The sequence below is a fragment of the Embleya sp. NBC_00888 genome, from assembly GCF_045207655.1.
Taxonomy (GTDB): Bacteria; Actinomycetota; Actinomycetes; order Streptomycetales; family Streptomycetaceae; genus Embleya.
Map to the genome: position 1 here is coordinate 104,075 of NZ_CP108786.1, position 25,598 is coordinate 129,672.

The window sequence follows — 25,598 nt, forward strand, 5'->3', positions numbered from 1 at the left end:
CCACCCCGCCCCGACAACGGGCGTCCTGCGTTGCGGCACCGGGGAGCCAACCCCCTACGCCGACCTCCAACCCCCCTCCGGTCGATCCGACCCGCTACCGCCACCGCGGCCCTGGTAATCCGGGCCGAGTCGGCGCGTGACGCTGTCGGGCACCTGGTGGATGAGGGTTCGACGCGTTGGTGAAGAATCACCGCATGCATGAAGTGTCGTCCGGTCCCTTCGGCCCGGTCCGCGGCTCCTTGTGTTGGGTGGAGTCGACGGGCGGTCCGCTGGTCGTGGTCCCCCTCTCGGTGCAGGCGGACTGGGCGGGCTCGTCGCAGTCGTGGGGTCGGACGGGAGTCCGTGAGGACTACGACCGTGCCTGTGACGTGGAGGGTTTGGCCGGCGTGCTCGCCGTCGGAACCGGCGGTGCCCGGGTGCTGGTGTTGGGCGATGAGCCGGCGAGCAGCTGTTTCGTGCCGGACCTGCGGGGGTTCGTGCGGTGGCTAGGGGCGGACTCCGAAGCGGAACTCCTTGCCATGGCGGAAGCCGTCATCGCCGATTCGGCGACCGTGTGGGAGGACTGCGGCGTCTGGGAGACGGACGGGGCCGCAGTGCTGATGGACGCCGTGATGGCCGGGAACGCGTTGGACGTCGGGTATCCGGGCGGGGGCGCTCTCCCGGAGCAGGCGCCCGTCCCGGTCGAGGCCGGTCGATGGCGCGTGAGTGCCGCATACGTGGATGGGGACGACGCGTCGGTGGGCGTGGTCCGGCTCTTGCCCGCAGCCTGAAGCGGGGCCTGCCTCGGCCGCTGCGGATGCTTCGTGCGCCCTACAGGTCGGCCCGGGCCAGGAGTGCTTCCGCCTGTTCGCGGGTGAGTATCGGCGGGACCGGTGGTGGTGTGCCACCCACGTTGGGATCGCGGCGGTACGCCAGGAACCACCCGGCGACGGGGTTGTCGGTCTGCAGGGTGGCCACGATCCGCTCGCGCAGGGCCGGCGGGGTGTCCGGGCGGGCCGCGATCGCGTTGCGGACGAACATGTCCGGATCTTGCGCGAGTTGGTCGCGCAGACCCGCGGGAAGGTCCGGATGGTCGGCAACGGCCACGCGTACGGCGGAATCGGGGTCGGCGGCCAGTTCCGGCGACGGGGCCGTATGACCGACGGCGGCGGCGCGGGTCACGGGGTCGGCGAGAAGTGCGGGCAGCAGGTCCGCCGGCGGGACGTAGTTCCGGACACTGTCCCTGCGGACGGGGGGGACGGGATCGGTCATCAGGGCCCGACGCACCCGGTCCGGGGCATCGCGCCAGTGGTCGACGATCGACGACCGCACACCCGGATCCGGGTCCGCGGCCAGGCCGGCCGGCAGTTCCGGCGCCAGATGATCGTTCATCGCGAGGAACATCCGCACGGAGGGATCCGGATCGTCCGCCAGCCGGACCCACAGTCCCGGCGGATCGTCCGCGACGCTTGCGGCGATCGCGCACCGGACCGCCGGCTCCGGGTGCTCCGCCAGGCGGGCCCTGACCTCGGCAGGCACGGAGCAGTTGGCCGCGAGGGAGCGCGCCGAGCCGAGCGCGATGATCTCCTCGATCATCGCCTCGGTCAGGTCTTCGCGCAGCAGCGCCACCGCGCGGCGGGTCTCCCGGTGTCGAAGCAGACGCCACACCAGGTCGGCCGCGAGGTCCTTCTGGGCCGCCAACGCGCTCGGTTCGGCTTCCAGACTCATGGACCGCAGGCTAGCGGCCGGGAGGAATCCGTCGGTCGTCGTCCGCGGGTCGCCGCTCGGCCCGCATGGTTGTGGGGCGTTGCCCGCCGGCCGACGCGGGCGTGGACATCGGGCGGGGTTCGGTCATGGGCCGCCCGGGCGGAATCCCGGGCGGGAGCGGGACGGGTGGCAGGGGTTTGCGGGCGTGGGCGATCGCGGCGTCCCGCCTGTGCCGGGCGGCGTCGCTCAGGCGCACGACGCGGTCCGGGGCGTGGGCCGCGGGCCACAGTTGGACGAGGTAGCGCTCGCCCGCCGGGTCGCCGGCGCTGCCGTCGTATTCCAGGTCGCGTCCGTGCGCGTGGACCCGGACGCGGTAGGTGGCCGCCCCGTCGGCGCCCAGGGGCAGGCGCACGGAGGGGACATCGCCGGTCTCCACGGTGTGGAGGTCGTCGGTGTGCACGGTCAGCGAGGTCTCCGTGACGTCGTCCCACTCGCCTCCGGGTGTGCCCGGGTCCGTGTCGTGGACCTCCACCGTCAACGGCATCCGCGCACACGTCGCCAGTCCGGTGCTCACGCGGACCTCGTCGTCGCGAGCCTCGACGAGACCGGTGGTGTCCACGGAATACGACCAGTCCCAGGGAAACCTCTCCCCCGCGACCAGGTGCAGCGAGTGATTGTCGACGAACACGACACCACGCGCGGAAGCAACGACAGGAATCGCACCCACCCCCCGAACGGGAACATCCTCCACCCCGCACCCGGGAGCGGACAACCGAAACCGGACGCTACGGTGCCGCACCGACAACCGCCGCTCGACCCCGCCACGCCGACCCCGCCCCGCCCCGGCCCGGCCGCCTCCGGCGCCGTCTCGGCGACCGAGGCCGTGTCCGACTCGCCCTCGCCGGCGTCGGTCGGTGACGAAGCGTTCCTGGTCACCACCGCACTGATCCCATACGATCGAAAAGCGGTCATTTTGTGTCATTTGGCGAGGAGTGTGTATGCGGGCGACGTGGAAGGGCTCCATCTCGTTCGGGTTGGTGAGCATCCCGGTCGAGTTGTATCCCGCAACCGTTTCGGAGAGTCGCTCCGCGGCGCATCAGGTTCATGAGAGCGACGGCGGCCGAATCCGATACCGGAGAGTTTGCGAGCTGGATGGCGAGGAGGTCCCGTACGCCGAGATCGCCAAGGCCTACGAGTCCTCGGAGGGGCGCCAGGTCGTGCTCACGGACGAGGACATGGCCGAGTTGCCGTTGCCCAGCAAGAAGATCGTCGACGTGCTCGCGTTCGTCGACGAGGCCGACATCGACCCGCTCGCCCTGTCCAAGCCCTACTACCTCGGGCCCGCCGGGCCCACCGCGACCAAGCCGTACGTCCTCATCCGCGAGGCCCTCGCCGGACAGGGCCGGGCGGCGGTCACCAAGATCACCCTGTCCACCCGCGAGAGCCTGGCCCTGGTCCGCGTGCAGGGAGACATCCTCACCCTCCAGACGATGTTGTGGCCGGACGAGCTCCGTGCCCCCGAGGGCATCGCCCCGCGGGGCGAGGTGACCATCCGCCCCCAGGAATTGAAGATGGCCGCCTCGCTCATGGACACCCTCAGCGAGGACTTCGACCTGGCCGACGTACACGACGACTATCAACGCGCACTGGACGCCCTGGTCGAGGCCAAGGCCGCCGGCGCCCACCCCGACGAGGCTGCCGAACGCACCGCGACCGCGGACAACGTCGTCGACCTGATGTCCGCACTCACCGCCAGCGTCGAGGCGGCCACCAAGGACCGCCCCAAGGCCGCGAAGCGCACGACGTCCAAGACCGCGGGCAGCACGAGGAAGAACGGCCCTGCGGCCCGAACACGCAAGAAGACCGGCTGAACCCGATCACCCGCCCGGCCGGAACCGGTCGAACCCGGGCGCCGGTGCCGGTGTGACCTGGGCGGTACACGCACGCTGACCGCGGCCCGTCGATACACGTGCGGGGGATTGCCATTGCCACATACCCCCAGGCCCTCACCCGGGCAGCCGTCACGTTCGCCGCCACCCTCACCCTCGCCGCGACCGTCACCACCGCCCTGGCCACCCTCGCGACCGCCGCCTGATGACCACCCGCCCATCCCGCACCGGCGACCCCAAGCCTCCGATAGATCCGTTGTGGTCCCGGCCGCGACCATGCCGCGAGAGGGGCGACATGCCGCGGCGTCATCACGCCGGTCCCGGCCCGTATCGCACGCGAGGTCCGCAAACGCCGTCTGCGGCGCACCTCGCGATCCCGGCCGTGTCCGCGCCCCGGCGACCGCTCGAACCGATGCCGTCGTCCCATGGGCACGCTCGTTGCCCATTGCGGGTCACGCGTTGTCGGCGTCGGCCGAATGCAAGGATCGTAGCCCGTTCGGGAGTTCGGGCAGGGAGAAGGATCGGAGGCGCCGCACGTGAAGGAGGTGCTCCCGTCGCGGGGGACCGGCTGCGAGAACCCGTGGAAGAAAGTAAGCGTCCCGGAGCCTCTCAAGAGACCTCTGCCTGTTGCCAGGACACCATCCCGGGACCACGACGGCACTACCACCGTAGCGCTCTGCCGAAGCGGCTCCAACTCCGAGGCACCGGCCGATCCGCCGGGCCTGACACACCGGCCCCCGGTGGCCCCTCTGCGCCCGGTACTTCCGAAGCTGCCCCATGACACGTCACGTATCAGAGAGTGACGTTTGCTGGAGGCGTGACCTGCGTCGATTACCTCGTGCAAAGTTCCCTTGCCGTGCTTGGCTACCTTCGCGCAACGTACAAGGAAGCCTTTCGGGAGCACCGGGCCTGGAACGACGACCCGAAACCGGGCGACGACTTCCTTCCCGGCTGTGGATCTGAGACGACGCACTGACGTCCTGGGCCACGGTGGGCTCCTCGCCCCGGACGGCACACCCCCCGACGACGACGCCCGGGCGCGCGGATGCGAACTGCGCATGGCCGAGATGCCCAGACACCGACGCGAACCGCCCCCGAAGCGCCCGATCGACGCGGCCGCCACCGAGCCGTCAAAAGGGCGGGTCGTCGGCGCAGCCCTCGGCCTCCGCCCAGAGGCGGCCGTCGGCCACCGAACGTCGGAACGGGTCCGGATCGAGCAACTGCCGGAGAACATGGGTCGATCCGGCGCCGGCTTGATCGACCCGGCGGAGCCAGGGCACCGAGGCCATTGCACGGTCGAGTTCGGGGGTGGCGCACGCGGCGAGGGCGGCGCGCAGGGTGTCGGGCACGGGGTCCTCGACCAGACACAACCAGCCCAGGGCGGCGCCCACCCGGACCTCGGCGGGGCGCGTGGGGTCCGACCACAGGGCGCGGGTGAAGGCGGCGGCATTGTCGTGTCGGTGTTCCCGGGCCGACCGCGCGATCGCCAGGATCAGGCTCGCGCGTACGCGCGTGTGGTCCTCGATCCGGAAGCGGTCGTGCAGGGCGGTGGAGATCTCCCCGGCCCGAGGCCGCGGCCAGGGCGTACGCGGCCGCCTCCCGGACGTCGGGGTCCGGGTCGTGAAGGAGCGCGATCGGGATGTGCGCGTCCGCGGTGATCGCGTCGCGTGCCGCCTCCACGGTCCAGTTCTGAAAGTAGCCGCCCACATCGAAGTGCCCGTGGTCGCCGTCGGAATCGGCCACCCGCAGCAGATCGGCGCGGGAATCCTCCTGACAATCACAGCGTGCCACCGTCGCGACCAGGAGGAGCGCGCCCACCCGGGGATGCGCGCGGCGGTCCGCGGCGACCCGCAACAGGAACGGCACCGCGAGCGGCGCCACCGAACCCCGCGAGCCCTGATGGCAGATCGAGCCCCACAACGACCCGAGCGACCGCTCCGCCGTCACGGCGTCGGCACAACGCATCCCCTCAAGGTCCTCGGGGACGTCCTCGCCCGAGCCGTAGGCGTGGGAGAACCGGCCCCACGGCACCCCGTCGTACACGAAACCGTCCCACACCTCCACCGGCATCCGCGCCACCACGGTGCGCACGTCCCTGTCGGTCCCCTGCCACTGCTGCGACCAGTACCGCGGCAACGCATCGACCCAGGCCTCGTGCAACGCCTTCGCGTCGACACCGTCGTCCATCCCGCACGCCTCCCCCCAAGCCCCCACGCCCCGACACGACGACGACCCTCGACACGCCCTCACACACCCGGCCGTTCGCGAGGGCGGTCGCGCCACCGCACCGCCCCGGACCCGGCGGATGCGGAGCATAGCCGGCCCCACCGACACCCGGCGTCGGACGGGCAGACCGTGACGAGTTCCTGGAACACGTCGGTGTCCGACGTCGGAATGTGTTCGCCGAATCGTGTTCGGGCGGTGTGGGCAACTCGATGGTGGGAGCGTGTGGTTGGCCTCTAGAGTGAGCCACCGTGCCTTCCCCGGCATTCCACGTGACACGCCCCACCCAGAGGCGTGTTCTTTTCGAACGGACATCCATGAAGTCACTGCGTCTCATAGTGAGCGCCGCAGTAATCGCCGTGCCCTTGTGCGTGTTCGCTCCGGCCTCTCCGGCGTCCGCGCTTGCCCTGCCCGAAGGGGCGGTCACCGTCGAGTTCCCCAATGCCGCCGAGTACGCGGGGGGTTGGACCGAGGGGACGATCCGGCTGACGAACAAGACCGGAACGTCCCTGACGGGCGTTCACCCGTACCTGTCCTTGCAGGGTGCCTCCTATGACCCGGCCGTCCCCAGTTCCGTCCTCGTGGAGGTCGCCGACGGACCGGGCGCTCCCTGGAAGCCGCTCGCGACCCGGACCATCGGCGAATTGCGGGACGTGCGAGGCGACCTCGCCCCGGCCGCGGGCATGGACCTGCCCGCCGGGTACGACCACACCTGGCGGGTGCGGGTGCGTCTGCTGCAGGTCGCCACGGAGGGCCCCACCAGCGACATGGGCGTGGGCGTCTTCGTCGCGAAGGGGTCGACCTCCAACGGCAATTACGTCGACCTCCAGGGCGACGGACGCACCATGTTGCGTGTGAGCGGGCTGGAGACCTCCTACACGGGCCTGCCCAAGGAGCTCCCCGCCGACGCCAAACCGCACGAGTTCCAGGTGCACCTCAAGACCCGGAACAAGGCCGACTGGCACCTGAGCCGTGCCTCGTTCGGCATGGACCTGGACCGCGCGATGAGCGGGACGTCCGCCTGCGACGCCCAGATCGAGGTCAAGGACCCACAGGGCGTCTGGCACAAGGTCAAGAACGAGGCGGCAGGCCGGAGCGAGCTCGACGTCGACGTCGCCAAGTGGGCCACCGGCCCCGTCGACCACAAGGTCCTCCAGGCCCGGATCAGCATCGGCGGTGGCTACGCCACCCCGACGAACCACTGGATCGCCTTCGGCTACTACCCGGGCGCCGGCCCCAACAACTATTACGAGAAGGCCGACTTCACCACGGTCACCGTCCCCGGCGCCCCCAGGTGCGCCGGTGACGCGACCACCACCACTCCGACCACCGCGCCGTCCACGCCCGCCACGGCCGCACCGGTCCCGCCCGCCCAGGGCAAGCCGGAACTTGCCGAGACCGGCGACGACAACGGCAACACCGCGACCCTCCTGGGCGCCGCCGGCGTGCTCGCCCTCGCCGCGGGCGCCGGCACCACCTTCGCCGTACGCCGTCGCCGCAGCTGATCATTCACACTTCGCGGCGTTCCGTGTCGGGTCGCGGCAAATCGCCCGGCTCGCCATGCGCACCCGGCACACACGGTCCCGTCCCACTCGAGCGCATCACAAGACGCGCAGGCAGAAGTGGCGAGACGGGCCGTGTGTGCACAGGGGTGCTGTGACCCGCAGCCCTCGGCTCCGTTGGCCCGGCCCGCCAAACGGGACCGGAAGCAACTTTCATGTCCGGCTCGGTGGCCTGCGGTGTGCGCCGCCCGCGCGCTGGGACATGCGCGTGCGGGCGGCCGATGGGTGTCACCACACGTCGAGTGCGACGTGACGATGACGGGTCGGCTCCACAACGAAATCGTCGGTCGTGCCGGGCCAGTAGAAGCGCCGGATGTCCTTACACCGCACTGATGTCGGTCCCGTGACCTACGAGTCCGTCCGCTGTCTCACGTCGTGTCGTGGAAACCACGACCAAATCGGACCGGATCATCCGAGACGGGACATCGCCAGAACGACCAGATACATGAGAATCGGCCAACTCGCTATGAGATGCAGTGAGAATCCGACAACCGAGTTGAGACGAGACATGCGGTGTCTCACGGCGATGTCGGATCCGATAGCGATCCGACATCCAGCGTGAGGTTCCGACACACGGCGCGAGACCCTACACATGCTGTAGGACCTCGTGGCTCACCTCGGATGCCGACGCCGCGACCTGCGGTCTCGTCCACCGTCTCACGCCGTGTCGGACGTTCGGTGTCTCGGCTCCGTGTCGGAAGTCGACTGCGGCGCCGATCGCTTGCGGCGGCCCGACCCGCGGAACTGCTGTCCGGCCACGCTGCGGTTGTCTGTTGATCCTGCCCCGAACTGCTCCACGTCGCGTAGTTGTGGAACGCCTCGGTGCGCTTCGTCACCGCGGTGATGTGCTCCCGCAGAGCCGGCTCGGACAGATACCGCAGCATTCTGTGGAATCCGTCTTGTCAAGCGGAGGCGCCGCCGAACGTGATACCGACCTCGCGCCAGGCTCGCAGGCTGGCCATGTACTGAAGGGCGTTCTCGCAGGCGTTGGCCTGCGGGACGAAGCCGCCGCGGTCCATGCTCATCAGCGCGAGCATCAGGCCGAGGATGTGGAGTTCGGGATCGCCACCGTGATCCTTCGCAGCCAGAGCGTCGAAGCACTCGCGAAGCGTCTGCGTGTAGTCGATCTCTCGACCGGTGATCGGGGCTTCGACGGCGACCTCGGCCAAGTCGGCCAGTACCACGCGCGGAACCACGGTCCGGCCGTCGCGCAGCCGCCACGGTGCCATTGACGCTGCCTCGACTATCCGTTGTGCGTGCTCGGCGAAATCAAGGCTGTGCTGCTCGTCCATCAGCGCTCCAGTCCGGTCCGAGAAGGAGTCGGCGTCGGGTCTCTCAAACAGAACGACCTTGCCGGCGGCGGGGTCGAACCCGAGAACCGGGTGCTCTTGGCTTCCGCCTTCCGGGGCACCGGCTTGCCCGGTGTCAATGTTTCCAGAAGTCGCGTTCCGGCAATCGAACCCACCGGTCGGGGGGTCCGACAACCGCCCGCGGCCCTGTAGGGCGCAGTCCCGCGAAGGCGCAGGTGAAGGCCACCGCGTGGTACTGGTGGAGGTAGGCGGTCAAGACCTCCTCGGGGGTGTCGTCCTGGTACGGTCCGCCGCCCGGATGCAGGTCCCAGCCCTCGATGGCTCCGTCGCGTGCGATCGCGCCCTGGTTGCCGCTCTTGGGGTTGGCGTACAGGCCGTAGCAGACGGTTCCCACCGACAATCGGGTCAGCACGCCCGGCATCTTCGGGGCGTATCCCCACGGTTGGGTCACGGCGCAGCCGCCCGGCACGGATGTCACACCGACGATCCGTAGGATCTCGTCCTGTTCGGCGGTGTGCGGATTCTGTAGCGCCGTGTCGACGGTGTCGGCCGGTGCGGGTGTCGCCTCGAGGCGGCGGATCGCCTCGGGGGCGTCGATCCCGGCCACGCAGGCCAGTCCCGTGCCATCCCAGTGGAAGCGGCCCAGCGCCGCGATGAGCCGGTCGGCGTCCTGTGCCGCCGCGCGCTCCGTGTCGGTCAGGTGCTCGTCGGGCGGCACGGTGAACAGGTCCGGGGTGGGCCCGGCCAGGCTCAGCCGGCCCGGCGACCAGCCGCCGAGCGACCGACGCCACGGATCGGCCCCGGCGGCGGCAAGGGCCCGCGCGTTGTCCGGTTTCCTGGACACGACGGCCTCCCACAACGCCGTCACCCCGTTCTCGAGCGCGTCCACGTCCGCAACCCGCCGGGCCAACTCCGCAACCACCTCCGCAGAGCCGAACACGGCCGCACGGTGCAGGGGCCGCCGCCCGCGCCACGCCTCCGGGTCGGCGCCCCGGTCCAGGCGACGACGGATGTCGTCATGGTCCTTCCAGTCCCAGCCGATACCGGCCCAACCATCCCCCCGCACCGACACCGATGACCCCTCCAGCCGCGACCCGAGAAGCCCCATGCGGGGCTCCCCCGGGACACTCGCACACGGCTCGGACACCGCCCACACTCCGGATCGGGCGGTCGCAGCCGCGTCCCACACCGCCGGGCACCGATACGGCCGATGCGTCGCGCGCGGTTACACGACGCGACTCCCTCGACGGACGAACTCGGCGTGCCCGCAGGGGAGATCATGCCGGGTGCGAGCTCAGGTTGCGGCAGGGAATCCGCCCCTGTTCAGCCGACGTCGTGAGGCTCCTCCTCACCGTCGCCGTCGCCGGCGGGGTCGACGCCCTTGTTCGGGGCACCCGCCAGGCCGTGTACCGCGGCGGGCTCGGCAGCCGCAGGGCGGCCCGAGGATCCTGCGACGATGACGAATCGATCCCCGTCCATCGAGGTGGCTGCGCCGGCGGGGCGGTGCCGGGGGCCGGAGGCCGGGATCAGCGACGCAAGGCCCTTGCCCAAACCGGGCGACCGACGCGCGACGGGAGGTGTGGTCGGTGGGCGGTGTCGGGGCGGGGTGGACGAGGTCTTCGGATCGGGCGCCGAGGCGGTCGGTCGCACCTCGGCCACCGAAGTCCGCGGGCCCGACGCGGTGTCGGCGAATCCGTCCCCGGTGGGCGGGGGGAACGGGAAGTGCGGCGGGGGTGACTCCGGCGGTGCGGGTGGTACGACGCCGAGCCCGGGCCAGGTGTCGCGGACCTCGTCCAGGAAGGCGCGATGGTCGGTGCCGTGGGACACCGTGGCGGCGTACAGGGCGTCGAGGGCGGCCTGCAGGGAGTCCGGCTCGGCGGCGCCGAGCAACGCCGGCAGGGCGAACGCCTGTCGGAGCGCGTTGTGGGTGGTCCCGTCCGGGAGGGTGATCGTGGTGCGCGGAACATTCGGGTCCTCGAGCAGGCGCCGCCACACTTCGCCCGGGTCGTCGAACGGCGCGGGCAGCGGTGCGCCCGCGTCCAGCGCCGCCAACGCGGAGGCGATCCAATCGACGTCGGCCAGGCCCGCCGCAGCACAGGCGCGGTGCGCGGCCCAGCGGGCGATCAGGCGTTGCGTCGCGTCGTCCACGCGCGCGATCGCGTGGACCAGGTGCACGTCCAGCATCCGCATCCCGTGCACGTTCCCGCCCACCCGCCGCAGCCGCTCAGTCGGCAACCGGCCCGCCCACTGGCGTAGTTCGTACTCCCGGGCACGCTCCGCCCGCGCGCGGGCCTCTTCCTCGCGGGCGGCGCGCGCTGCCGCGGCCCGCTCCCGGGGCGTCGGTGGCGGCGGCTGTTGCCGGGCGAACCTGTGCCAGTACGCCGCCCGGTCGCTCGTCTGGCGCACCACGCGGTCCGGTTCCGCGGGCGCGGGCCAGAACTGCAGCAGGTAGCGGTCCACCGGCTGCTCCCCGGCGGACACCACGCCGTGCGCGGAGGCCTCGTCCATCCCCACCGCGCAGTACCGCACCCGATGGTCGACCGGGTCGAGTTCAAACCCGCACGCGTCGGCGTCCCCCCACTGCGCGAGCCGCACGGCGCGGGTCAGCGGGGTGAACGGGGCCTCGACCACGTCCTCCCACCGCCCGTCCACGGCGGGCGGGCCGTCGTGGACCTCGATGGTCAGCCCGACGCGGCCGGTGTGCATACCGGTGACCAGGAACAGGAACCCCTCCACCGCGGCGCCGCACAAGCCGTTCGCCTGACCCGCCCAGTGCTCCCCCTCGATCGCCGCCCCGTCGACGCGGCTGTCGACGTACATCTGCGAGTACGCCACGTGTACCGAACCCTCGAACACCGTCCGCATCAACACTCCCCCGAACGTCACCGGCCCCGCGTCCTCGACCCGGGCAACCAGGTGTCATGCTGGCGCACGGCACGGACACCACGAGCACAAACGATCCGGCGGCGCACCGGCCCCCGGTCTCTGCCCCTCGGACTCGAAACCTCGCGTGGCGGACGGGGCCTGCGTGGCCGGCGGTGAGTGCCTCCACAGTCGAGGTTGACGAAGTCGGCCGGCCGGGGCTACTTCTGCCCGTGGGCGAGTCGGTCGAGGCTGCGAACCAAGGACTCCAGGATCTGTATGTACCGGACATATTCCTGGGCCAGTCGGACGTCCTGTTCCGATTGCGGACGAACGGCATTCGCGGCTCGGCGTAGAGACTCGACCTCGGCGAGCAGGTGAGGCAGGTCCGGCACTTCCTCGGCTTGCATGTGGCCGCCATGGACTTGGGACGCGTATCCCGCGACGTGAGTGTCGAGGCCGAGAAGGAGTGATCCCACCTCCCGTAGCGCTTCCAGCCTTGCGCGACTCGGATACGGCGTGGCCGCAAGCTCGGTGAACAGACTCCTGAACTCTTGCATGTCGGTCATATCGGGTCGCAATCTTTCGGTCGGGGTGACGTTCTGCGCGGACGACGACAGGCGGGCCGAGCGGGTCGATCCGGACCCGGAGTCCGCGTCCGAGAGAGCGGAAGGACACGCCCCGCGTCGGCGGGTGTCGGTGCCCCCGGCCATGATCGTCCACATGACCGACACCCCGGCGCCGGCCGCCGCTCTCGCCGACCTCGACGCCTACGCCCAGGCCGTTTCGATTATCTAGGGTTGTCAAGCCTTTCCGCAGATGAAGGCTCTGTAGCCTTCAAGTCACATTAGGCAAGTAGTTGGCTCTGTTCACGAGTTGCGGTTCTGGCTCAGGTTTTGTGGCAACATGCTCTGGGTGACGATGGCGGCTGCCCGGCTCGTCAGACTGCGCGGAGGAAACGGCTGGCTGCGGACACGATGTCTGTCTTCAGCGGCTGTTGCCCGGCGGGTGGGTCCTCGTTTGCGGTGGCGGCCTGGGCCAGTGTGACGATGGGTTGCAGGGCTTGCGGGTAGCCGAGTTCGGCGGCTGCTTCGAGCCAGATCAGCGTGGCACCGTCGAGGGGGTCGAGGTTTCCGGCGAGGATTTCGCGGGACCACCATCGCGCTGCCGTCCAGCGGGCGTCCTCGAGGTCGTCCTCGGCGAGAGGCAGGAGGCTCAGCTCTTCCAGTGCCTGAGCGAACAGCTCTCGCGCCGCGTGATGTTCGCGGTGCCCAAGCCCGGCCAACTGCGCGAGTGAAGGGGATTCGACACCAGCCAGGAGAGCGTCCAACCCCAGTAGAACAAGCCGTTCGTCCGACGGCCGCTGCCAGGCCGCATCCTGTGCCACGTCAGCAGCGGCGAGACGCAACAGGCTGACCACCACGTGCTCGTCCACGGTGTCCCCTTTTGTGATCGGTAGTGCTGTGTTGTGGGTTCAGACTTCGAAGAGCGGTTCCTCCAGCCGTTCCGGCTCCGGGTCCAGGACGGCGCGCAGGCGACGAACACTGTCGCGCCAGGCCGGGCCGTGGGCCGTGTCGTCCCAGAGTTCGGCGAGCTCGGAGTTCTCCGCAACGACTCGGTCGAGTGCGGCGACGGCCAACGACCGAAGGTCATCGGGGAGGGTCGGAACGGGTTCGTCAGGTCCGTAGCTCGTGCAGACGGGTTCGCCACCTGGGCACTGTGCCGCCACGAGTGCCGCGGCGGCGACCGCCTCGTCCCCTTCCGCGCCTTCCAGGTAGTCCTGGGCCTGGACGGCTTGCATGAGCGCTGAACGCACCACGCCCACGCGCTGGTCGTGGGGTGTTTCGTCAAGGGTGCCGGCGAAGTCCGCAGCCATGTCGTTGTCGAACGGGCCGATGTCCCAGGTGCCCAAGGTCGCATCTCCTCATATCCGGGTTCGGTGTGATCATGGCACCGGGCGGCGACATGGCTGTCACGGGGCAGACGGCACGCGCGGGAGCTCGAAGCCCGCTCGTCCGAACATCTGGCGTTCAGGCCGGACGACCCAGGGTTGTGACTCGGCGTGCGCGGTCCACAGAACTTGAGCCAGGACCCAAACTCGTGCCACAAGTAGTCGTGGTTCGACACGGCAGCTCGCAATCCAGCTCTGCGCAGTCGGTCCGAAGGCTCATCAGCAACCCTGCGTTCACGTTGGAGTCCGAAGCCGAGGAACTCGTCCGACAGCCTGGCTGATGGGCCGGCCTCCCGTGGTACGGCTATTCGGGTTTGCGGGCCAAGAGGTAGGCATGCGGTCTTTTCGCCCTGTTGCCGGGTTCCTGCCGCAGTCGTGCCGTGACGATGAGGTCAGCTTGGCCCAGCAGCTCGGCGATGCGGTCGAGCGACAGGAAGTAGGACTCGTAGGACACCGGATGACCGCCGTATGCCTGTGTGTGACGCAGGTGCTCGTCGTCCCCGATGTGGCCGCCCAGCATCAGATAGCCACCGGGCGCCAGCGTGCGGTGAAACTCGGTGAACACCACCGGCAAATGCTCCGGCGGGGTGTGGTGCGTGGAGAAGAAGGCCAGGATGCCGCCGAGTTCGTCGTCCGGGAGGTCCAGTGCGGTCATCGAGCCCACGTCGAATCGCAGGCTCGGATAGGCATGTCGGGCCAGCCCGATCATCTTCGGTGACAGGTCGATACCGAACGCGGACAACCCCAGCTCGGCCAGATACGCGGTGACCCTGCCGGGTCCGCGCCCCAGATCCGCGACCGGTCCGAGGCTGGCCTTCTGCACGAGTTCGGCAAACGCGGCGAGCATCGCGCGTGACAAAGGATCCAGCTGGGCCGGGGCCAGGACCCGTGTGACGTAGGCGGCTGCGACGGTGTCGTACGACTCCCGGACAGCGGCCAGGTGGGAGAGTTCGGTCATCGGGCGACCCTAGATGAGGCCACTGACGGAACGGTCGACGCGCAAGGTCACACCGAGATGCGAGCCTGCCGCCTCAAGGCGGTGCCCACCGCCCAGGAACTCGACCAGCGGGTCGCCGCACTGACCTGATCTCAGTGAACCTCGTCTTGTGGGGCATTCTGGCCACGGATCATGTTCCGGAGAGCTGTCCGGGACGAAATCAGGTCGTCCTGAGCCTCCTCCAGCACGTGCTTGAGCGCGTTCCGCTCGCTGGTCAGAGCCTTGATGGTCTCGTCCCGTACCTCGATCTGTGTGATCAACTCCCGGATGCGGGCCACGAGTTCGGCAGAGCCGGCCTGGTCGACCTGCCGGCCCAGGCTGCGTTGAACGGCGGCCTTGAGGGCGTCGCGTTCGGCCCGGACCGCTCGCAGCTCGGCCCGGATCAGTTCGAAATCCGTGGCCACGCTCGCAGCGCTTGCGACCGCACCCTCCTTGGCCTTTCTGGACTCGCCTTTGGCTTGGCTTTTGCGGGCCTCCTCGATGTGCTCACGTACTCCCTCGGCATATACCAGCCAGTTCGACACTCCCGCGATCCTCGCCACCGCAAGGAAGCTGATCGGCTCTCCGCTCGCCTTCATCTGGTCCACGACCGCGATCACACGCGCACGCTTCTCGCGGCTGGCCTTCTGGCGGGCTTCCCGGAGAACCTGCGCGGGAGTCCGAGGCTCGGTCACGGCCGGTCCCCGTCGCGCCGGGAGACGACCGGCATGGGCAAGGCAACGGCGCGGGAGGCAGAGGCCGCGCGGAGCTTGCGCAGGATCCGGCTGGCCTCTTCCACCTCTGCGCGCTCTTCATCGGTCATGCGCTCCAGTTTGGCCCGCATCTTGACGATCACCGACTGGTAGTCGGCGATCTCGCCCGCCATGCCGGTGATGGTGTAGTCGGCGGCTCCCATCGCCATGGCCAGCTCACGGTTGGCCTTCAGTGTGCGGAGATGGTCCTGGATGGCGGGCAGGTGGGACGGATCAGGGCGGAAGGACGGGCAGCCGGAGCACTGGTAGCGGATCGGGCAGGCGTGACCTCCCGCCTTGACGTTGGATGGCTCGATGCAGTTGCCGTACTGAACAGCCACCGACCCGATCGCGTATGAGGTGGCCGACGCGATGGGCTTCGGGTCGCCGTGGCGGTCTGTGGTGAGCTGGCGCAAGGTGTTCATGGCTGCCCGCTTCATCCTGTTGCCGACCCGGTAGTAGGCACCCGTGGTCTTTGGAGATCGGTGATCCATCAAATCCTGCAGGACGTGCAGCGGGACTCCCGCGTCCGCGTAACGCTGGCAGAAGGTGTGCCGGAATGCGTAGGGATAGATCTTGGAGCGGTCGAACGGCACGAAGTTGGCGTCGGGACCGAGCTCGTCCGAGTCCAGCACCGGAATGCCGTCCGCCCAGGTCCGCAACGTCCGCCACAGGTCGCCTGTAGTCATGTGCTTCGTGCGGGCGGTCTTTCCAGGAAAGAGGAACTCGGCGCTGGTCTCGGTGATCTCCAAGGTCGCTCGGACCTTCAGCCACGCCTTGATGGCATCGGCGGTCTCGGACGGAATGGGCAGACGCCGCCGCAGCCGACGTCCCTTGTGGTTGTCCCAGATCAGCTGGTATTCGCCTTCGTCGAATTCCAGGCAGTCCAACGCGAGGCCAGACAGCTCCAGTGGCCTGCGGCCGGTGTCCCGCAGCACGACGTAGGCCGTCTCGAACATCACCTTCACCGCTTCGGCTGGCATCGTCCCGTAGGGGACGTCGCCGAGAAGGTGCACATGCTCGTCCAACTGCCGGATGACCGTGTCCGGCAGGCTCTTGCCGATCTCGTCCTCGTTGTCCTCCAGCGCCTTGATCGAGTGTCCCTTGTGACGGCTGAACCTGGGGGACAGCTCGCCCAGTACCCCGTCGAGCCGCCCGAACTCCAGGAGTTGGAAGAAGCTGTTCAATAGTCCCTGCTGCTGTCGCGGGCGGTAGGGCTTGCCATTGTGCCCCTTGGCCCGCTTGAAGCCGTCGACCACGGCGGACACGTCCGAGTAGCCCAGCGCCCTGGGGTCCAGGCCCCCACCGGGCACCAGGTCCAGCGCCTCGGAGGTGATCACGGCGGCGCGGTGGGCGTCGTGGAGCCGCGCCGAAGTGGGACTGGCGACCCGACCGTAGTGCATGACCAGGTCGCGGAGCCACGGCTGTCGGATCTCGCTGAAGTCGAGGAAGGACGCGTGACGGGGGCGATCGGTGACCGTCCGGAGAGAGGGGATCCGCTGGCCGATGACACGAAGGTCCCAGACGAGCTTGCGGGTGGGATCGATCCCCCGAAAGTTGTCGAGCGCCACCGAGAGGTGCCACTGGACCTGCCGCAGAATGGACGCGCAGCCGATGTCACGCATCTTCGCGTAGTCGGGGAACTGCGTCCCGGCGAAGGCGATCGACTCCAGCCCGGTCAGCCGTTTCACGCACGCCTTGACGTCTTTCGGCGGGATCGTTTGCCCCAATGCGTCACGCGCCTGCAGGACGAAGAGCATCTCCAGGCGCCCCACGTCGCTCAAGGGCCCGAGGGAGAACCTGGCCATGTCCAGCAGCGGAACCTCCCCTCGCAGCCAGACAGCGAGATCGTCCGGACCGCAGGCGTCGCTCCGGCCCTCGGACTCGCGGCGACGGCGCTCGGTCTTCCACCGCCGGTAGTGGGCATTGCACAGTCCCAGCGACGACTGCCGTTCCTTGCTGCAGCCCAGAACGGGGCACTCACCGAACGGAGGACAGGGCCTCTGCGCCGGGATCCAGACGGACAGGTCCAGCTGCGGTTGGTGTACTCGTTCCCTGAACCAGCGCATGTAGTGCGTGTTGCAGAGCCCGACGGCCTGCGTCGTGCGGGGGCAATCCTGGATTTTGCACATCTCATAGCTGCGGAGTCGCTCCGACGCCCGGAAGGTCGCGGCGAACTCGTCGGCGCTCAGGCCGCTCTTTCGCTGTTCCCGCTCACACGTCGTGCACCACGTCGCGGCGGTGGTCGGCTTCCCGCAGCTCACGATCGAACACGCGTTGAGCCTGGTCATCGAGTTGCCGGGGTCGCCAACGAACAGCATGTCCGTGTAGCTCCATTCGCCGGGCCGCCAGTCCGAATCGAGCTGGCCCTCGATCCACGCCGCCCACGCCGTGAGGTCGTCCGGCGAGCGAGCCCCTGCACCGTTCCCGACCTGATCTGTCGTAACCACACAGACCGTCACCGGCGCCGCTCCCTGATCTTGGACACGAGCCGCACGGCCTCGCGTTTCTCCTGGTCACTGGCATGGAGATAGGGCTCCATCGATTGGGGAGAGACGTGGCCCATCAAGTCCTGGATCACGTGGCGCGGCCGCCCCTCACGGACCCAGCGAGTCGCCGCCGAATGCCGGAGCATGTGCGGGCGGGCGGGGAACCCGGCCTTCTTCGCCAGGCGGGTGAACAGCTCGTAGGTGCTGGGATACTTCATCGGATCGCCGAGCGGCTGCTTGAACAAGTTGACGAAGACCATGTCGCAGTCCGCCGCCTCGGCGACCGTGTCGCGCTCCCACTGGTAGTCCGCGTAGAACCGGGCGACTTCCTCGTCCACGGGCACCCACCGCGGCTGGCGGGCCTTGGCCAAGGCCCCGTTGGCATTCTGGCGCCGCCGGATGTGGACGTGCGGGCCCGCCACCCGGCAGCCCAGCGACATCGAGTTCGCAAGCAAGTGCATGTCCTCTCGACGCAGCCCCAGGGCTTCGCCGATGCGTATGCCGGTCACCGCCAACAGCACGATCAGGAACCGGTCGCGTGCCCGGGTCGTGCAGTCGAGCAGACGGCTGATCTCGCCGTCCGTCAGGTACTCGAAGCCCGGCACCGACACCTTGAAGCGGATGGTCTTCACGTTGAGGGTGGCGAACTGTCCTTCCTCGCCGACGTCGTACCCCCTGGGCAGGAAGCGCAGTTGCTTGGGCTGCGACAGGAGCGCCACCAAGTCAGGCGACACGCGGCCCATCAACGAACAGAAGCGAAGGAACTGGCAGACGGTCGTCAGGATGGCGTTCGCCGTGCTCTTCGAGCGGTGACGTGGCTCTGCCGAAGGACGACGGCCCTTCCCGGGCAATGGCTCAGCCGCCAACCAGTTCAGGAACGCTCCGAGTTGACGCATCGTCGGGGCACCCCAGGCGATCCCGTGCTCCTCGCAGTACGAGAGATACAGGGCAACACGACCGGCGTAGGTGCGCTCGGTGTTCACCGACGCGTCTTCCTGGCCGCGGAGCGAGGCCAGAAAGTCGGACGCGTCCTCGTGGAGCAGGTACTGCCGGTCCACGACCACCCACACGGGCGAACCGTCGGCGGGGGACACGGCCTTCTCCGGACGGTAGGCCTGTGGGAGCGGCCGGTCTTCGTTCAATGTCACTCAAACCCTACTGATATCTGTAAGGCACATGAGACGAGAGCATACGTAACTCACGTGCCAGAAGCCTTTGGATAGCCCAAGATAATCGAAACCGTTGCCACCGCTGCGCGGGCGTACTACGGCGGCGCGGACTCCGCGCTCGACGACGACGTGTACGACGCCCTGGTGCGCGGCATCGAGGAGTACGAGCGCGAGCACCCCGACCACGTGCTCGCCGAGTCCCCCGTCGGGAAGGTGGCCGCCGGGGCGATCGCGCCCGGGGACGTCCCCCACTCGGTGCCGATGCTCAGCATCGCGAACGTGTTCGACCCGGAGGGGCTCCTCGCCTGGGGCGCGTCGCTGGAGCGGCGACTGGGCCGGCCGGTCGACGGGTTCACCGTGGAACCGAAGATGGACGGTCTCGCGGTCGCGGCCCACTACCGCGAGGGTCGGCTGGAGCAGTTGGTCACGCGGGGCGACGGGATCGCCGGGGAGGACGTGTCGCACGCGATCGGCACCGTGCGGGGTCTGCCGGAGCGGTTGGCCGAGCCGGTGTCGATCGAGGTCCGCGGGGAGATCCTGCTGACCGGCGAACAGTTCGAGCGGGCCAACGAGATACGCGTGGAGAACGGCGCGACCGTCTTCTCCAACCCCCGCAGCGGCGCCGCCGGCACGCTGCGGGCCAAGGACCGGCCGTACACGATCCCCACGACGTTCTACGGCTACGTCGGCATGCCCGTGGCCGACGACGACGGCTCCTTCGCCGCCTTCCTGCGCGAGGCGCCGCACTCCGAGGTGATGGCCGCCGTGGCGAACCTGGGGGTGAACACGACCGGTGGCACCCCCGCCGGGCTGCGGGTGTGCCCCACGTTGGTGGAGGTGCAGGAGGCCGTGGACGCGATCGCGGCCATGCGGCCGGACCTGCCGTTCGGCATCGACGGCGTGGTGATCAAGGCCGACAGTGCCGCCGACCAGGCCGACGCGGGCAACGGGACGCGCGCGCCGCGCTGGGCCATCGCGTACAAACTCGCCGCCGTGCACAAGATCACCCGGCTCGTCGGCGTCGACTGGGCCGTGGGCCGCACCGGGGTGATCGCGCCGCGGGCGATCCTGGACCCGATCGAGATCGACGGCAGCACCGTCGGCTTCGCCACCCTGCACAACCCCGCCGACATCGAACGCCGCGGACTGATGATCGGCGACCAGGTCAGCGTCTACAAGGCGGGCGACATCATCCCGCGCGTGGAGGCGCCATTGGTGCACGTGCGCACCGGGGACGAGACACCGATCGAATTCCCCGCGGTGTGCCCACAGTGCGGCGGCGGGATCGACACGTCCGAGCAGCGGTGGCGGTGCGTCCAGGGACGGGCGTGCGGGCTGCACGCCGGAATCCTGTACGCGGTCGGCCGCGACCAGCTCGACATCGAGGGCATCGGCGGCCGACTCGTCACCCAACTCGTCGACACCGGCGCCGTCGCCGATGTAGCCGACCTGTTCACCCTCACCCGCGAACAACTCCTCACACTGGAGCGCATGGGCGACAAGAGCGCGGACAAGCTCCTCGCCGGGATCGAGCAGGCCAGGACCAGGCCGCTGAGCAGGGTGCTGTGCGCGCTGGGGATCCGGGGCACGGGGCGTTCGATGTCGCGGCGCATCGCCCGCCACTTCGCCACCATGGACGCGATCCGGGCGGCGGACGTCGTCGAGATGGCACAGGTCGAGGGCATCGGCGACGGCAAGGGCCCGGTGATCGTGGCCGAACTCGTCGACTTGGCAGAGGTGTTGGACAAGCTCGTCGCCGCCGGCGTGAACACGACCGAACCCGGCGTCACCCCCGGAGCATCGACGGCCCCGGACGCGGCGGACGACCCGGCCGCCGGGCAGGGGCCGCTGCCGTTGGCCGGCCAGGCCGTCGTCGTGACCGGTGCCATGACCGGCGTGCTCGAAGCGCTGTCCCGCAACGAGATGAACGAGTTGATCGAACGCGCCGGAGGCCGCGCCGCGTCGAGCGTCTCCGCGAAGACCACCCTCGTCGTCGCCGGGGACAAGGCCGGCTCCAAACGCGCCAAGGCCGAGACCCTGAACATCAAGATCATCACCCCGGAGGAATTCGCGACGCTGGTGGCGCCCGTCCTGGACGACGGCGCGTAGAACTGACGCTGCCCGCTCCCGGATCCCACACCCGGTCACGACTGCATACGAAGGACATCTGGTGGAGCTTGCGCGCGTCCTCGGCGCACCTCTGTTGAATCACGACGTCGACTCCGATTGGCGGGATTTCGAGAACGGATTCGAAGTCCGCCTCCCACTCGACTACGAGAGGTTCATGTCGGCGTACGGGCCGTGCGTGATCAGCGACACGTTGACCCTCTTCCATCCTCGGGCACCCAATGCGGACGACAGTCTCAGCCTGCGCTGGAAGATCGCGACCGTTTCCAACGTGTACGAACAGACCGAACCGGCTCTCGTGCCGTACCGGATCTTCCCCATGGCAGGTGGTGTGTTCCCGATCGGGCACACGCACTTCGGGCACCAGGTGTTCCTGCGACCCAGGGCCGCCCGAGTCGACGACGGCTGGTCCGTTCTGGTCGACTGGGGCACCGAGTGGCTCGATTATCAGATGGGTTTCAAGGAGTTCCTCACCAAGGCGCTCGCGGGAGATGTTCACTTCTTTCACGATTCGGTTCTGGAAGAGCCGTCCTACGAGATGGTGGGTCGCGTGCTGTAGCCGTCGAGGGGCGCCGGAAATGCTGCGAACGGCGGGTGCCATCACTGCGGTTCGACGGTGTGATGGTGGCAAGCACGTCCACGCCGGCGACGAGCGTTGCGGGTGGACAGTGCGCCCACGTGGTCGCGCAAGTACCCCTTCGACCAGGCCACCGGGGTGACCATGCCTCGCCTCGCTGCGCTGTTCGAGCCGTTCGACGTGTGATCCGGGCGTGCACAATCCTCGACGTGCCGACCGCCCGGCTCCTCGGCCGGGGCACGCGGACGAACGGACCTTGTGCTTCGTGGCTGCGCGTCGGCTTGCCGGTGTCGCGGCCGGCACAGGGCACCCCGGACAACCGGCAACCCGTCTGGGAAAGCGAGCGGTTCCCGTCGGCGTCGGCAGTCTCTCCGCCAAACGTTGGAGCCCGACGCACTCTCGGCGCGTCGGGCTCCCTGTCGCGGTCAGTCCCACCAGCCGTCGCCGACCTGCCAACGTCGAACCCATTCCAGGAAGCCGCAGGCTTCCGGCCCCGGATACCGGTAGGCGCCCGTCTCGCCGACCAGCCAGACCCTGCCCCGTTGGGGCCCGTTGACGACGAGTAGCCAGTAGAAGAGTTCGTCATCGGTGCCCAACACGACGGAGCCGTGGCCGTAGACGTCGGCCACGCGCTCGTCGTGGCCAGCCGTGAGGGGCTCGCCCTCCCAGGCCCAGGACTCCCGGAGCGGGAACGGCGCGGCGGGATCCCGGTCGACCCGGTGGGACCAACCCGGCGTGAGCCGGCCCAGGGGCAGCAGGCCACCGTCCTCCGGCGGCCCGACCGAGGACCCGTTGGAGATCTCCGCGACCAGACTCCGGTACGGCTCCGGAAGCACGGCCCCGTTCTCGGTCTCCCACGCCGAGACGGCCTCGTATCCGAGAGCCGGCTCCCGCCACGCCGGTTCGAACGCCGAGCGCAGGAATTCGAGAGCGGCCTCGTCGGGACGCTCGTCAGGTGATGCCATCGTCATGGCGACACACTCGCAGAAGGGACCGACCGAGCCCTGCGAATACCCGGGGAAACCCAGGACGCCGCGGCCCCCGACGTCGGCAACCCGGTGGTGTCGATCCCCCGCCGGGCGCCGCCACGAGGCCGGTCGCCGACTGCTGCTGCCTGCCACGCCGACGGGGAATCGGCCGTCCCGCGACCGGTCCGTCCATGCCTCGGATCCGCTCTTCACTGGGGTGGGGCCGAGAGCGGGCGGGCGCCCAGCGCGCGGAACAGGGGCTTGATCATCGCCGCGTCGACGGCAGGGTCACGGCCTCGGGAGTACGGATCGCAGGGCGTGTAGCCGATGTCCGCGAGGGCCCCGATGTCGGGGTTGCCGGTCTCCACGATCAGGCGTCGTGCTCCGGCCTCGGTGGCGGTGCGTTCCAGCGTGCCGAGCAGGTGACGGCCGTGGCCCCTGCCCCGATGTTCCGCGTCGATGTACAGGTGGGTGATCTGTGCCGTCCTGCCCGGCAGGGTGCGCCAACCGCCACAGCCGATCGGCACCGTTCCGTGATAGACGAGGACGAACAGGCCCGCGGGCGGTTCGTAGTCGCGGGGTTCGATGGTCTCGGGGTGGTCGGCGAACCCCCGAAGGTCCATCTCCCTGGCGTACAGGGCATGCACGAGGGCCTGTGCGTCGGGATGGGTGATCGAGCGGGGCACCAGACGCACGCCCGCCGGGTGGCTCGGGCCGGCGACACCGAAGGGCCCGTCGCCCCGGGACGCGCCCAGGACGGCCCCGCCTTTGGCGCGATGCGCAAAACCGATCACGGACCCCATCCTCCCCGGTTGACCCGTGGTGCGGTCATTCTGCGGGAGCGGCTCCCCCGATGAACAGCGATCGAAACGAACGCGACACGATCGAAACGTCCACGGCGCCGGCGCGCCCGTCGCACAGGCCCGGCTGCGCGCCTCCCTTTCCGAACCGCCCGGGACTGCGCCCGCGGCTGCCGCACCCCCGTGCCGCCGGGAAACCGGCGGAGGAATGACTCCCGATCCATCCGCAGCAGTATCACGGATCACTCGACCTCAACGTCGCAGCGCCCGCCCGCCCGCCCGCCCGGCAAACCAACTCCCCCACCGTGAACAGCAGTCGAGCACCCTGTGGCGTCCTACGCCGCCGGCGCTCTCCCCGGCTTGCTCGGTGGGCTCGTCCGGTACCGCCCGGTCACGGACGCGGGGCCGCCTTCGGCAATGCCCTCCAAGCCCGTAATCACGACCTCGCGCCGGACCGCCTGCGGGGGTAGCCGCCCGGGTTACCGGTCGCCACCGCCCACAGGCGTTCACCGTCCGGGTCGTCGCAAAGCGCCCGATCCGTCGGCCGAGTAGGTTCGAGACCGGCACCGAAGCCGGCACCGGCTTCGCAACCGGACGACACGCCTGCTTCGAGGCCGCCGCTGCCGGGACCATCGGCGGCCGGGATGCAGCCCGCTGGATGGGACCAACGTGGAGGGATTCGCGTGGAGTTGACGGTCGTGACACAAAACCTCAAGCTCGGTGCCCTGCGGTCCGATGACGGGGATCCGCAGGGTCGGTGGCCGTTGTTGGTGGAGCGGATCCTGGCCGCGGCCGAACGGGTCGATGTCGTCATGCTCTGCGAGGTCGTGGACTGGCACCGGTACGGGCACAAGCAGTTGGTGCGGGCTTTGTGCGACCTCGGGTTGGACGCGGCGCCGCTCGCTCCCTCCCGTAGCGGCATCGGCACCGCACTGTTGTTCCGCCGCGAGACCATGGGGCATTGGGTGCGCCACAACCCGGACTTCGCGTGCGAGACGCTGCACGGGTTCGCGGTGACCTCCTTCGACGTCGGGTTGCCGGCGCCGCTGAGTTTCGTTCCCGTGCACTTCACGCCGTTCGACGCGGACGCCGCTCTCAGCGAGGCCAATCTCGTGGCCAGTCGCGCCCACAAGTACGGTCCGTTCGCCGTCGTCAGCGGCGACTGCAACTATCCCCCGGCCTCCGCCCGGAACCCCTTGCCGGATTATGCGGCGATGCGGGCGTACAACGCCGGATCCAGAACGCTGCTGCCGGCCGGGGACGTCACACCCGGCACGGCGCCGGAGCCGGATCGTCGCGTGGCCCGCAAGCTGGTGCAGAACGGGCTTGTCGACGTAGCCTGGCACCTGTTCGAGCAAACGGGTGACGAACGCCTGCTCGCGCGGACGGGGACGGACGACAGAATCGACCAGGCGTGGGTGAGCAGCCCCCTGGCGGGGGCGGTGTCGAACTACCGCCTGCTGGACCGTCCCGAAGGCGCCTCGGACCACCACGGGCTGGTGTTCCGCGTCGACACCGACAACGTCGACACGACCGATCCGTGGGCCCGCCGCTGATCTCCCCCTGTCCAGACCCGAGGGCCCTCGCTCGGCCGCCCCGGGTCGGCGGTTCGCCAGCGAGATGGACGACGCCCGTTCGTCCCGGAAATCGGAAAGAGGGAAAGTGTGATCGATCGGTATGGAATACCTCGGAGCCCGCGTCGTTCCCGACGCCGTCGGAACGGGCATGGAGCCGCGGTTGAACAGATCCTGGACGACGCGTACGACGCCATGGAGGCCTGGGGAATCGACCATGCGGACATCTACGCGGGCGTGTGGAAGGACCTGCCGACCGAGGAGGACCCGGACGTGACCTCGGCGGTCGTCCTGGGCCTGACCAACCGCCACACCGAGACACAGCGGGAGGTCGCGGCGCTCGTCGCGGACCCGAACCGCCTTCGGATCGCCGCCTGCCGCTTCACACTCGCCCGACTGAACGACATCGAACGGGCCGTCCGGGAGGCATACGGAAACGCCACCTACGGTACGTACGTCGACGTCATGGCAAACCACGTCGAGGTGATCCTGGGCCCCGAACACCGCGCCCTCGGCGACGAGATCGCCGCCCGGTTCGAGGCGAACGCGGTCTCGCCCAGCTACGGCGGCCCCGGATGGCTCGCGATCTGAACTTCATCGGGCAGTGACGGCAAAGTCGCCGACGTCCCGGTCGGCCTGGGGCCCCGCCCGATACGTCGTGCGACGGTGCGCCCCCGTACAGC

General features: G+C 69.5%; 24 protein-coding genes. 9 read left to right on the forward strand and 15 right to left on the reverse strand.

Annotated features, from left to right (window positions below):
* Positions 1–194 precede the first annotated feature (194 nt).
* A complete protein-coding gene (locus OG948_RS60030) occupies positions 195–770 on the forward strand; it encodes an Imm21 family immunity protein (RefSeq protein WP_406300978.1) in 576 nt (191 codons plus the stop codon).
* A 40-nt stretch (positions 771–810) separates the two neighbouring features.
* On the opposite strand, the gene OG948_RS60035 is transcribed toward OG948_RS60030, so the two are convergent.
* Positions 811–1,707: a hypothetical protein gene (locus OG948_RS60035; protein ID WP_331733573.1), complete on the reverse strand. Its 897-nt coding sequence runs from the start codon at positions 1,705–1,707 to the stop codon at positions 811–813.
* A gap of 10 nt (positions 1,708–1,717) precedes the next feature.
* Positions 1,718–2,374 (reverse strand): hypothetical protein, encoded by a 657-nt coding sequence (locus OG948_RS60040; protein WP_331733575.1) that lies wholly within the window; start codon positions 2,372–2,374, stop codon positions 1,718–1,720.
* A gap of 310 nt (positions 2,375–2,684) precedes the next feature.
* Between OG948_RS60040 and OG948_RS60045 the strand changes: the two genes are divergently transcribed.
* Positions 2,685–3,557: a Ku protein gene (locus OG948_RS60045; protein WP_331733577.1), complete on the forward strand. Its 873-nt coding sequence runs from the start codon at positions 2,685–2,687 to the stop codon at positions 3,555–3,557.
* A gap of 98 nt (positions 3,558–3,655) precedes the next feature.
* Complete coding sequence (locus OG948_RS60050) at positions 3,656–3,781, forward strand: hypothetical protein (RefSeq protein ID WP_331733581.1); 126 nt, start codon at positions 3,656–3,658, stop codon at positions 3,779–3,781.
* Between the two features lie 924 nt (positions 3,782–4,705).
* On the opposite strand, the gene OG948_RS60055 is transcribed toward OG948_RS60050, so the two are convergent.
* Positions 4,706–4,966, reverse strand: coding sequence for a hypothetical protein (locus OG948_RS60055; protein WP_331733585.1), 261 nt, complete (start codon positions 4,964–4,966; stop codon positions 4,706–4,708).
* Between the two features lie 1,149 nt (positions 4,967–6,115).
* Here OG948_RS60055 and OG948_RS60060 point away from each other — a divergent pair.
* Positions 6,116–7,303 carry an LPXTG cell wall anchor domain-containing protein gene (locus OG948_RS60060; RefSeq protein WP_331733586.1) on the forward strand — a complete coding sequence of 396 codons (1,188 nt, stop codon included), beginning with the start codon at positions 6,116–6,118 and terminating at the stop codon, positions 7,301–7,303.
* 959 nt (positions 7,304–8,262) lie between these two features.
* Here the strand turns inward: OG948_RS60060 and OG948_RS60065 are convergent.
* The 4 genes from OG948_RS60065 to OG948_RS60080 form a co-directional block, all read right to left on the reverse strand.
* Entirely contained in the window at positions 8,263–8,652 is a 390-nt protein-coding gene (locus OG948_RS60065) for a hypothetical protein (RefSeq protein ID WP_331733588.1), read from the reverse strand.
* Positions 8,653–8,785: 133 nt separating this feature from the next.
* Positions 8,786–9,778, reverse strand: a complete 993-nt coding sequence (locus OG948_RS60070; protein WP_331733590.1) for an ankyrin repeat domain-containing protein — start codon at positions 9,776–9,778, stop codon at positions 8,786–8,788.
* 215 nt (positions 9,779–9,993) lie between these two features.
* Positions 9,994–11,556, reverse strand: a complete 1,563-nt coding sequence (locus OG948_RS60075; RefSeq protein ID WP_406300979.1) for a hypothetical protein — start codon at positions 11,554–11,556, stop codon at positions 9,994–9,996.
* 197 nt (positions 11,557–11,753) lie between these two features.
* A complete protein-coding gene (locus OG948_RS60080; RefSeq protein WP_406300980.1) occupies positions 11,754–11,942 on the reverse strand; it encodes a hypothetical protein in 189 nt (62 codons plus the stop codon).
* Positions 11,943–12,090: 148 nt separating this feature from the next.
* On the opposite strand from OG948_RS60080, the gene OG948_RS60085 reads away from it, so the two are divergent.
* Positions 12,091–12,330, forward strand: coding sequence for a hypothetical protein (locus OG948_RS60085; RefSeq protein ID WP_406300981.1), 240 nt, complete (start codon positions 12,091–12,093; stop codon positions 12,328–12,330).
* A gap of 142 nt (positions 12,331–12,472) precedes the next feature.
* On the opposite strand, the gene OG948_RS60090 is transcribed toward OG948_RS60085, so the two are convergent.
* The 6 genes from OG948_RS60090 to OG948_RS60115 form a co-directional block, all read right to left on the reverse strand.
* A complete protein-coding gene (locus tag OG948_RS60090; RefSeq protein WP_331733599.1) occupies positions 12,473–12,967 on the reverse strand; it encodes a hypothetical protein in 495 nt (164 codons plus the stop codon).
* A gap of 39 nt (positions 12,968–13,006) precedes the next feature.
* Entirely contained in the window at positions 13,007–13,444 is a 438-nt protein-coding gene (locus tag OG948_RS60095; RefSeq protein ID WP_331733601.1) for a DUF4259 domain-containing protein, read from the reverse strand.
* A gap of 343 nt (positions 13,445–13,787) precedes the next feature.
* The gene (locus tag OG948_RS60100) at positions 13,788–14,441 is read right to left on the reverse strand and encodes a class I SAM-dependent methyltransferase (RefSeq protein ID WP_331733602.1); all 654 of its coding nucleotides are present in this window, start codon (positions 14,439–14,441) and stop codon (positions 13,788–13,790) included.
* Between the two features lie 131 nt (positions 14,442–14,572).
* Positions 14,573–15,154: a DUF6262 family protein gene (locus tag OG948_RS60105; protein WP_331733603.1), complete on the reverse strand. Its 582-nt coding sequence runs from the start codon at positions 15,152–15,154 to the stop codon at positions 14,573–14,575.
* Positions 15,151–17,673, reverse strand: coding sequence for a tyrosine-type recombinase/integrase (locus tag OG948_RS60110; RefSeq protein ID WP_331733606.1), 2,523 nt, complete (start codon positions 17,671–17,673; stop codon positions 15,151–15,153). The genes OG948_RS60105 and OG948_RS60110 overlap by 4 nt, the downstream gene beginning before the upstream one ends.
* Complete coding sequence (locus tag OG948_RS60115; RefSeq protein WP_406300982.1) at positions 17,670–18,794, reverse strand: tyrosine-type recombinase/integrase; 1,125 nt, start codon at positions 18,792–18,794, stop codon at positions 17,670–17,672. The genes OG948_RS60110 and OG948_RS60115 overlap by 4 nt, the downstream gene beginning before the upstream one ends.
* 135 nt (positions 18,795–18,929) lie before the next feature.
* Here OG948_RS60115 and ligA point away from each other — a divergent pair, with 135 nt between their 5' ends.
* Together ligA and OG948_RS60125 are read left to right on the forward strand one after the other, a co-directional pair.
* Complete coding sequence (gene ligA, locus OG948_RS60120) at positions 18,930–20,978, forward strand: NAD-dependent DNA ligase LigA (RefSeq protein WP_331733740.1); 2,049 nt, start codon at positions 18,930–18,932, stop codon at positions 20,976–20,978.
* A gap of 61 nt (positions 20,979–21,039) precedes the next feature.
* Positions 21,040–21,555, forward strand: a complete 516-nt coding sequence (locus OG948_RS60125) for a hypothetical protein (protein WP_331733611.1) — start codon at positions 21,040–21,042, stop codon at positions 21,553–21,555.
* A 443-nt stretch (positions 21,556–21,998) separates the two neighbouring features.
* Here OG948_RS60125 and OG948_RS60130 read toward each other — a convergent pair whose 3' ends face one another.
* Both OG948_RS60130 and OG948_RS60135 read right to left on the reverse strand, forming a co-directional pair.
* Positions 21,999–22,544 (reverse strand): SMI1/KNR4 family protein, encoded by a 546-nt coding sequence (locus tag OG948_RS60130; RefSeq protein WP_331733612.1) that lies wholly within the window; start codon positions 22,542–22,544, stop codon positions 21,999–22,001.
* A gap of 206 nt (positions 22,545–22,750) precedes the next feature.
* A complete protein-coding gene (locus OG948_RS60135) occupies positions 22,751–23,335 on the reverse strand; it encodes a GNAT family N-acetyltransferase (protein ID WP_331733615.1) in 585 nt (194 codons plus the stop codon).
* A gap of 689 nt (positions 23,336–24,024) precedes the next feature.
* On the opposite strand from OG948_RS60135, the gene OG948_RS60140 reads away from it, so the two are divergent.
* A complete protein-coding gene (locus OG948_RS60140) occupies positions 24,025–24,897 on the forward strand; it encodes an endonuclease/exonuclease/phosphatase family protein (RefSeq protein ID WP_331733617.1) in 873 nt (290 codons plus the stop codon).
* Positions 24,898–25,110: 213 nt separating this feature from the next.
* Positions 25,111–25,506, forward strand: a complete 396-nt coding sequence (locus OG948_RS60145) for a hypothetical protein (RefSeq protein ID WP_331733620.1) — start codon at positions 25,111–25,113, stop codon at positions 25,504–25,506.
* Positions 25,507–25,598 lie beyond the last annotated feature (92 nt).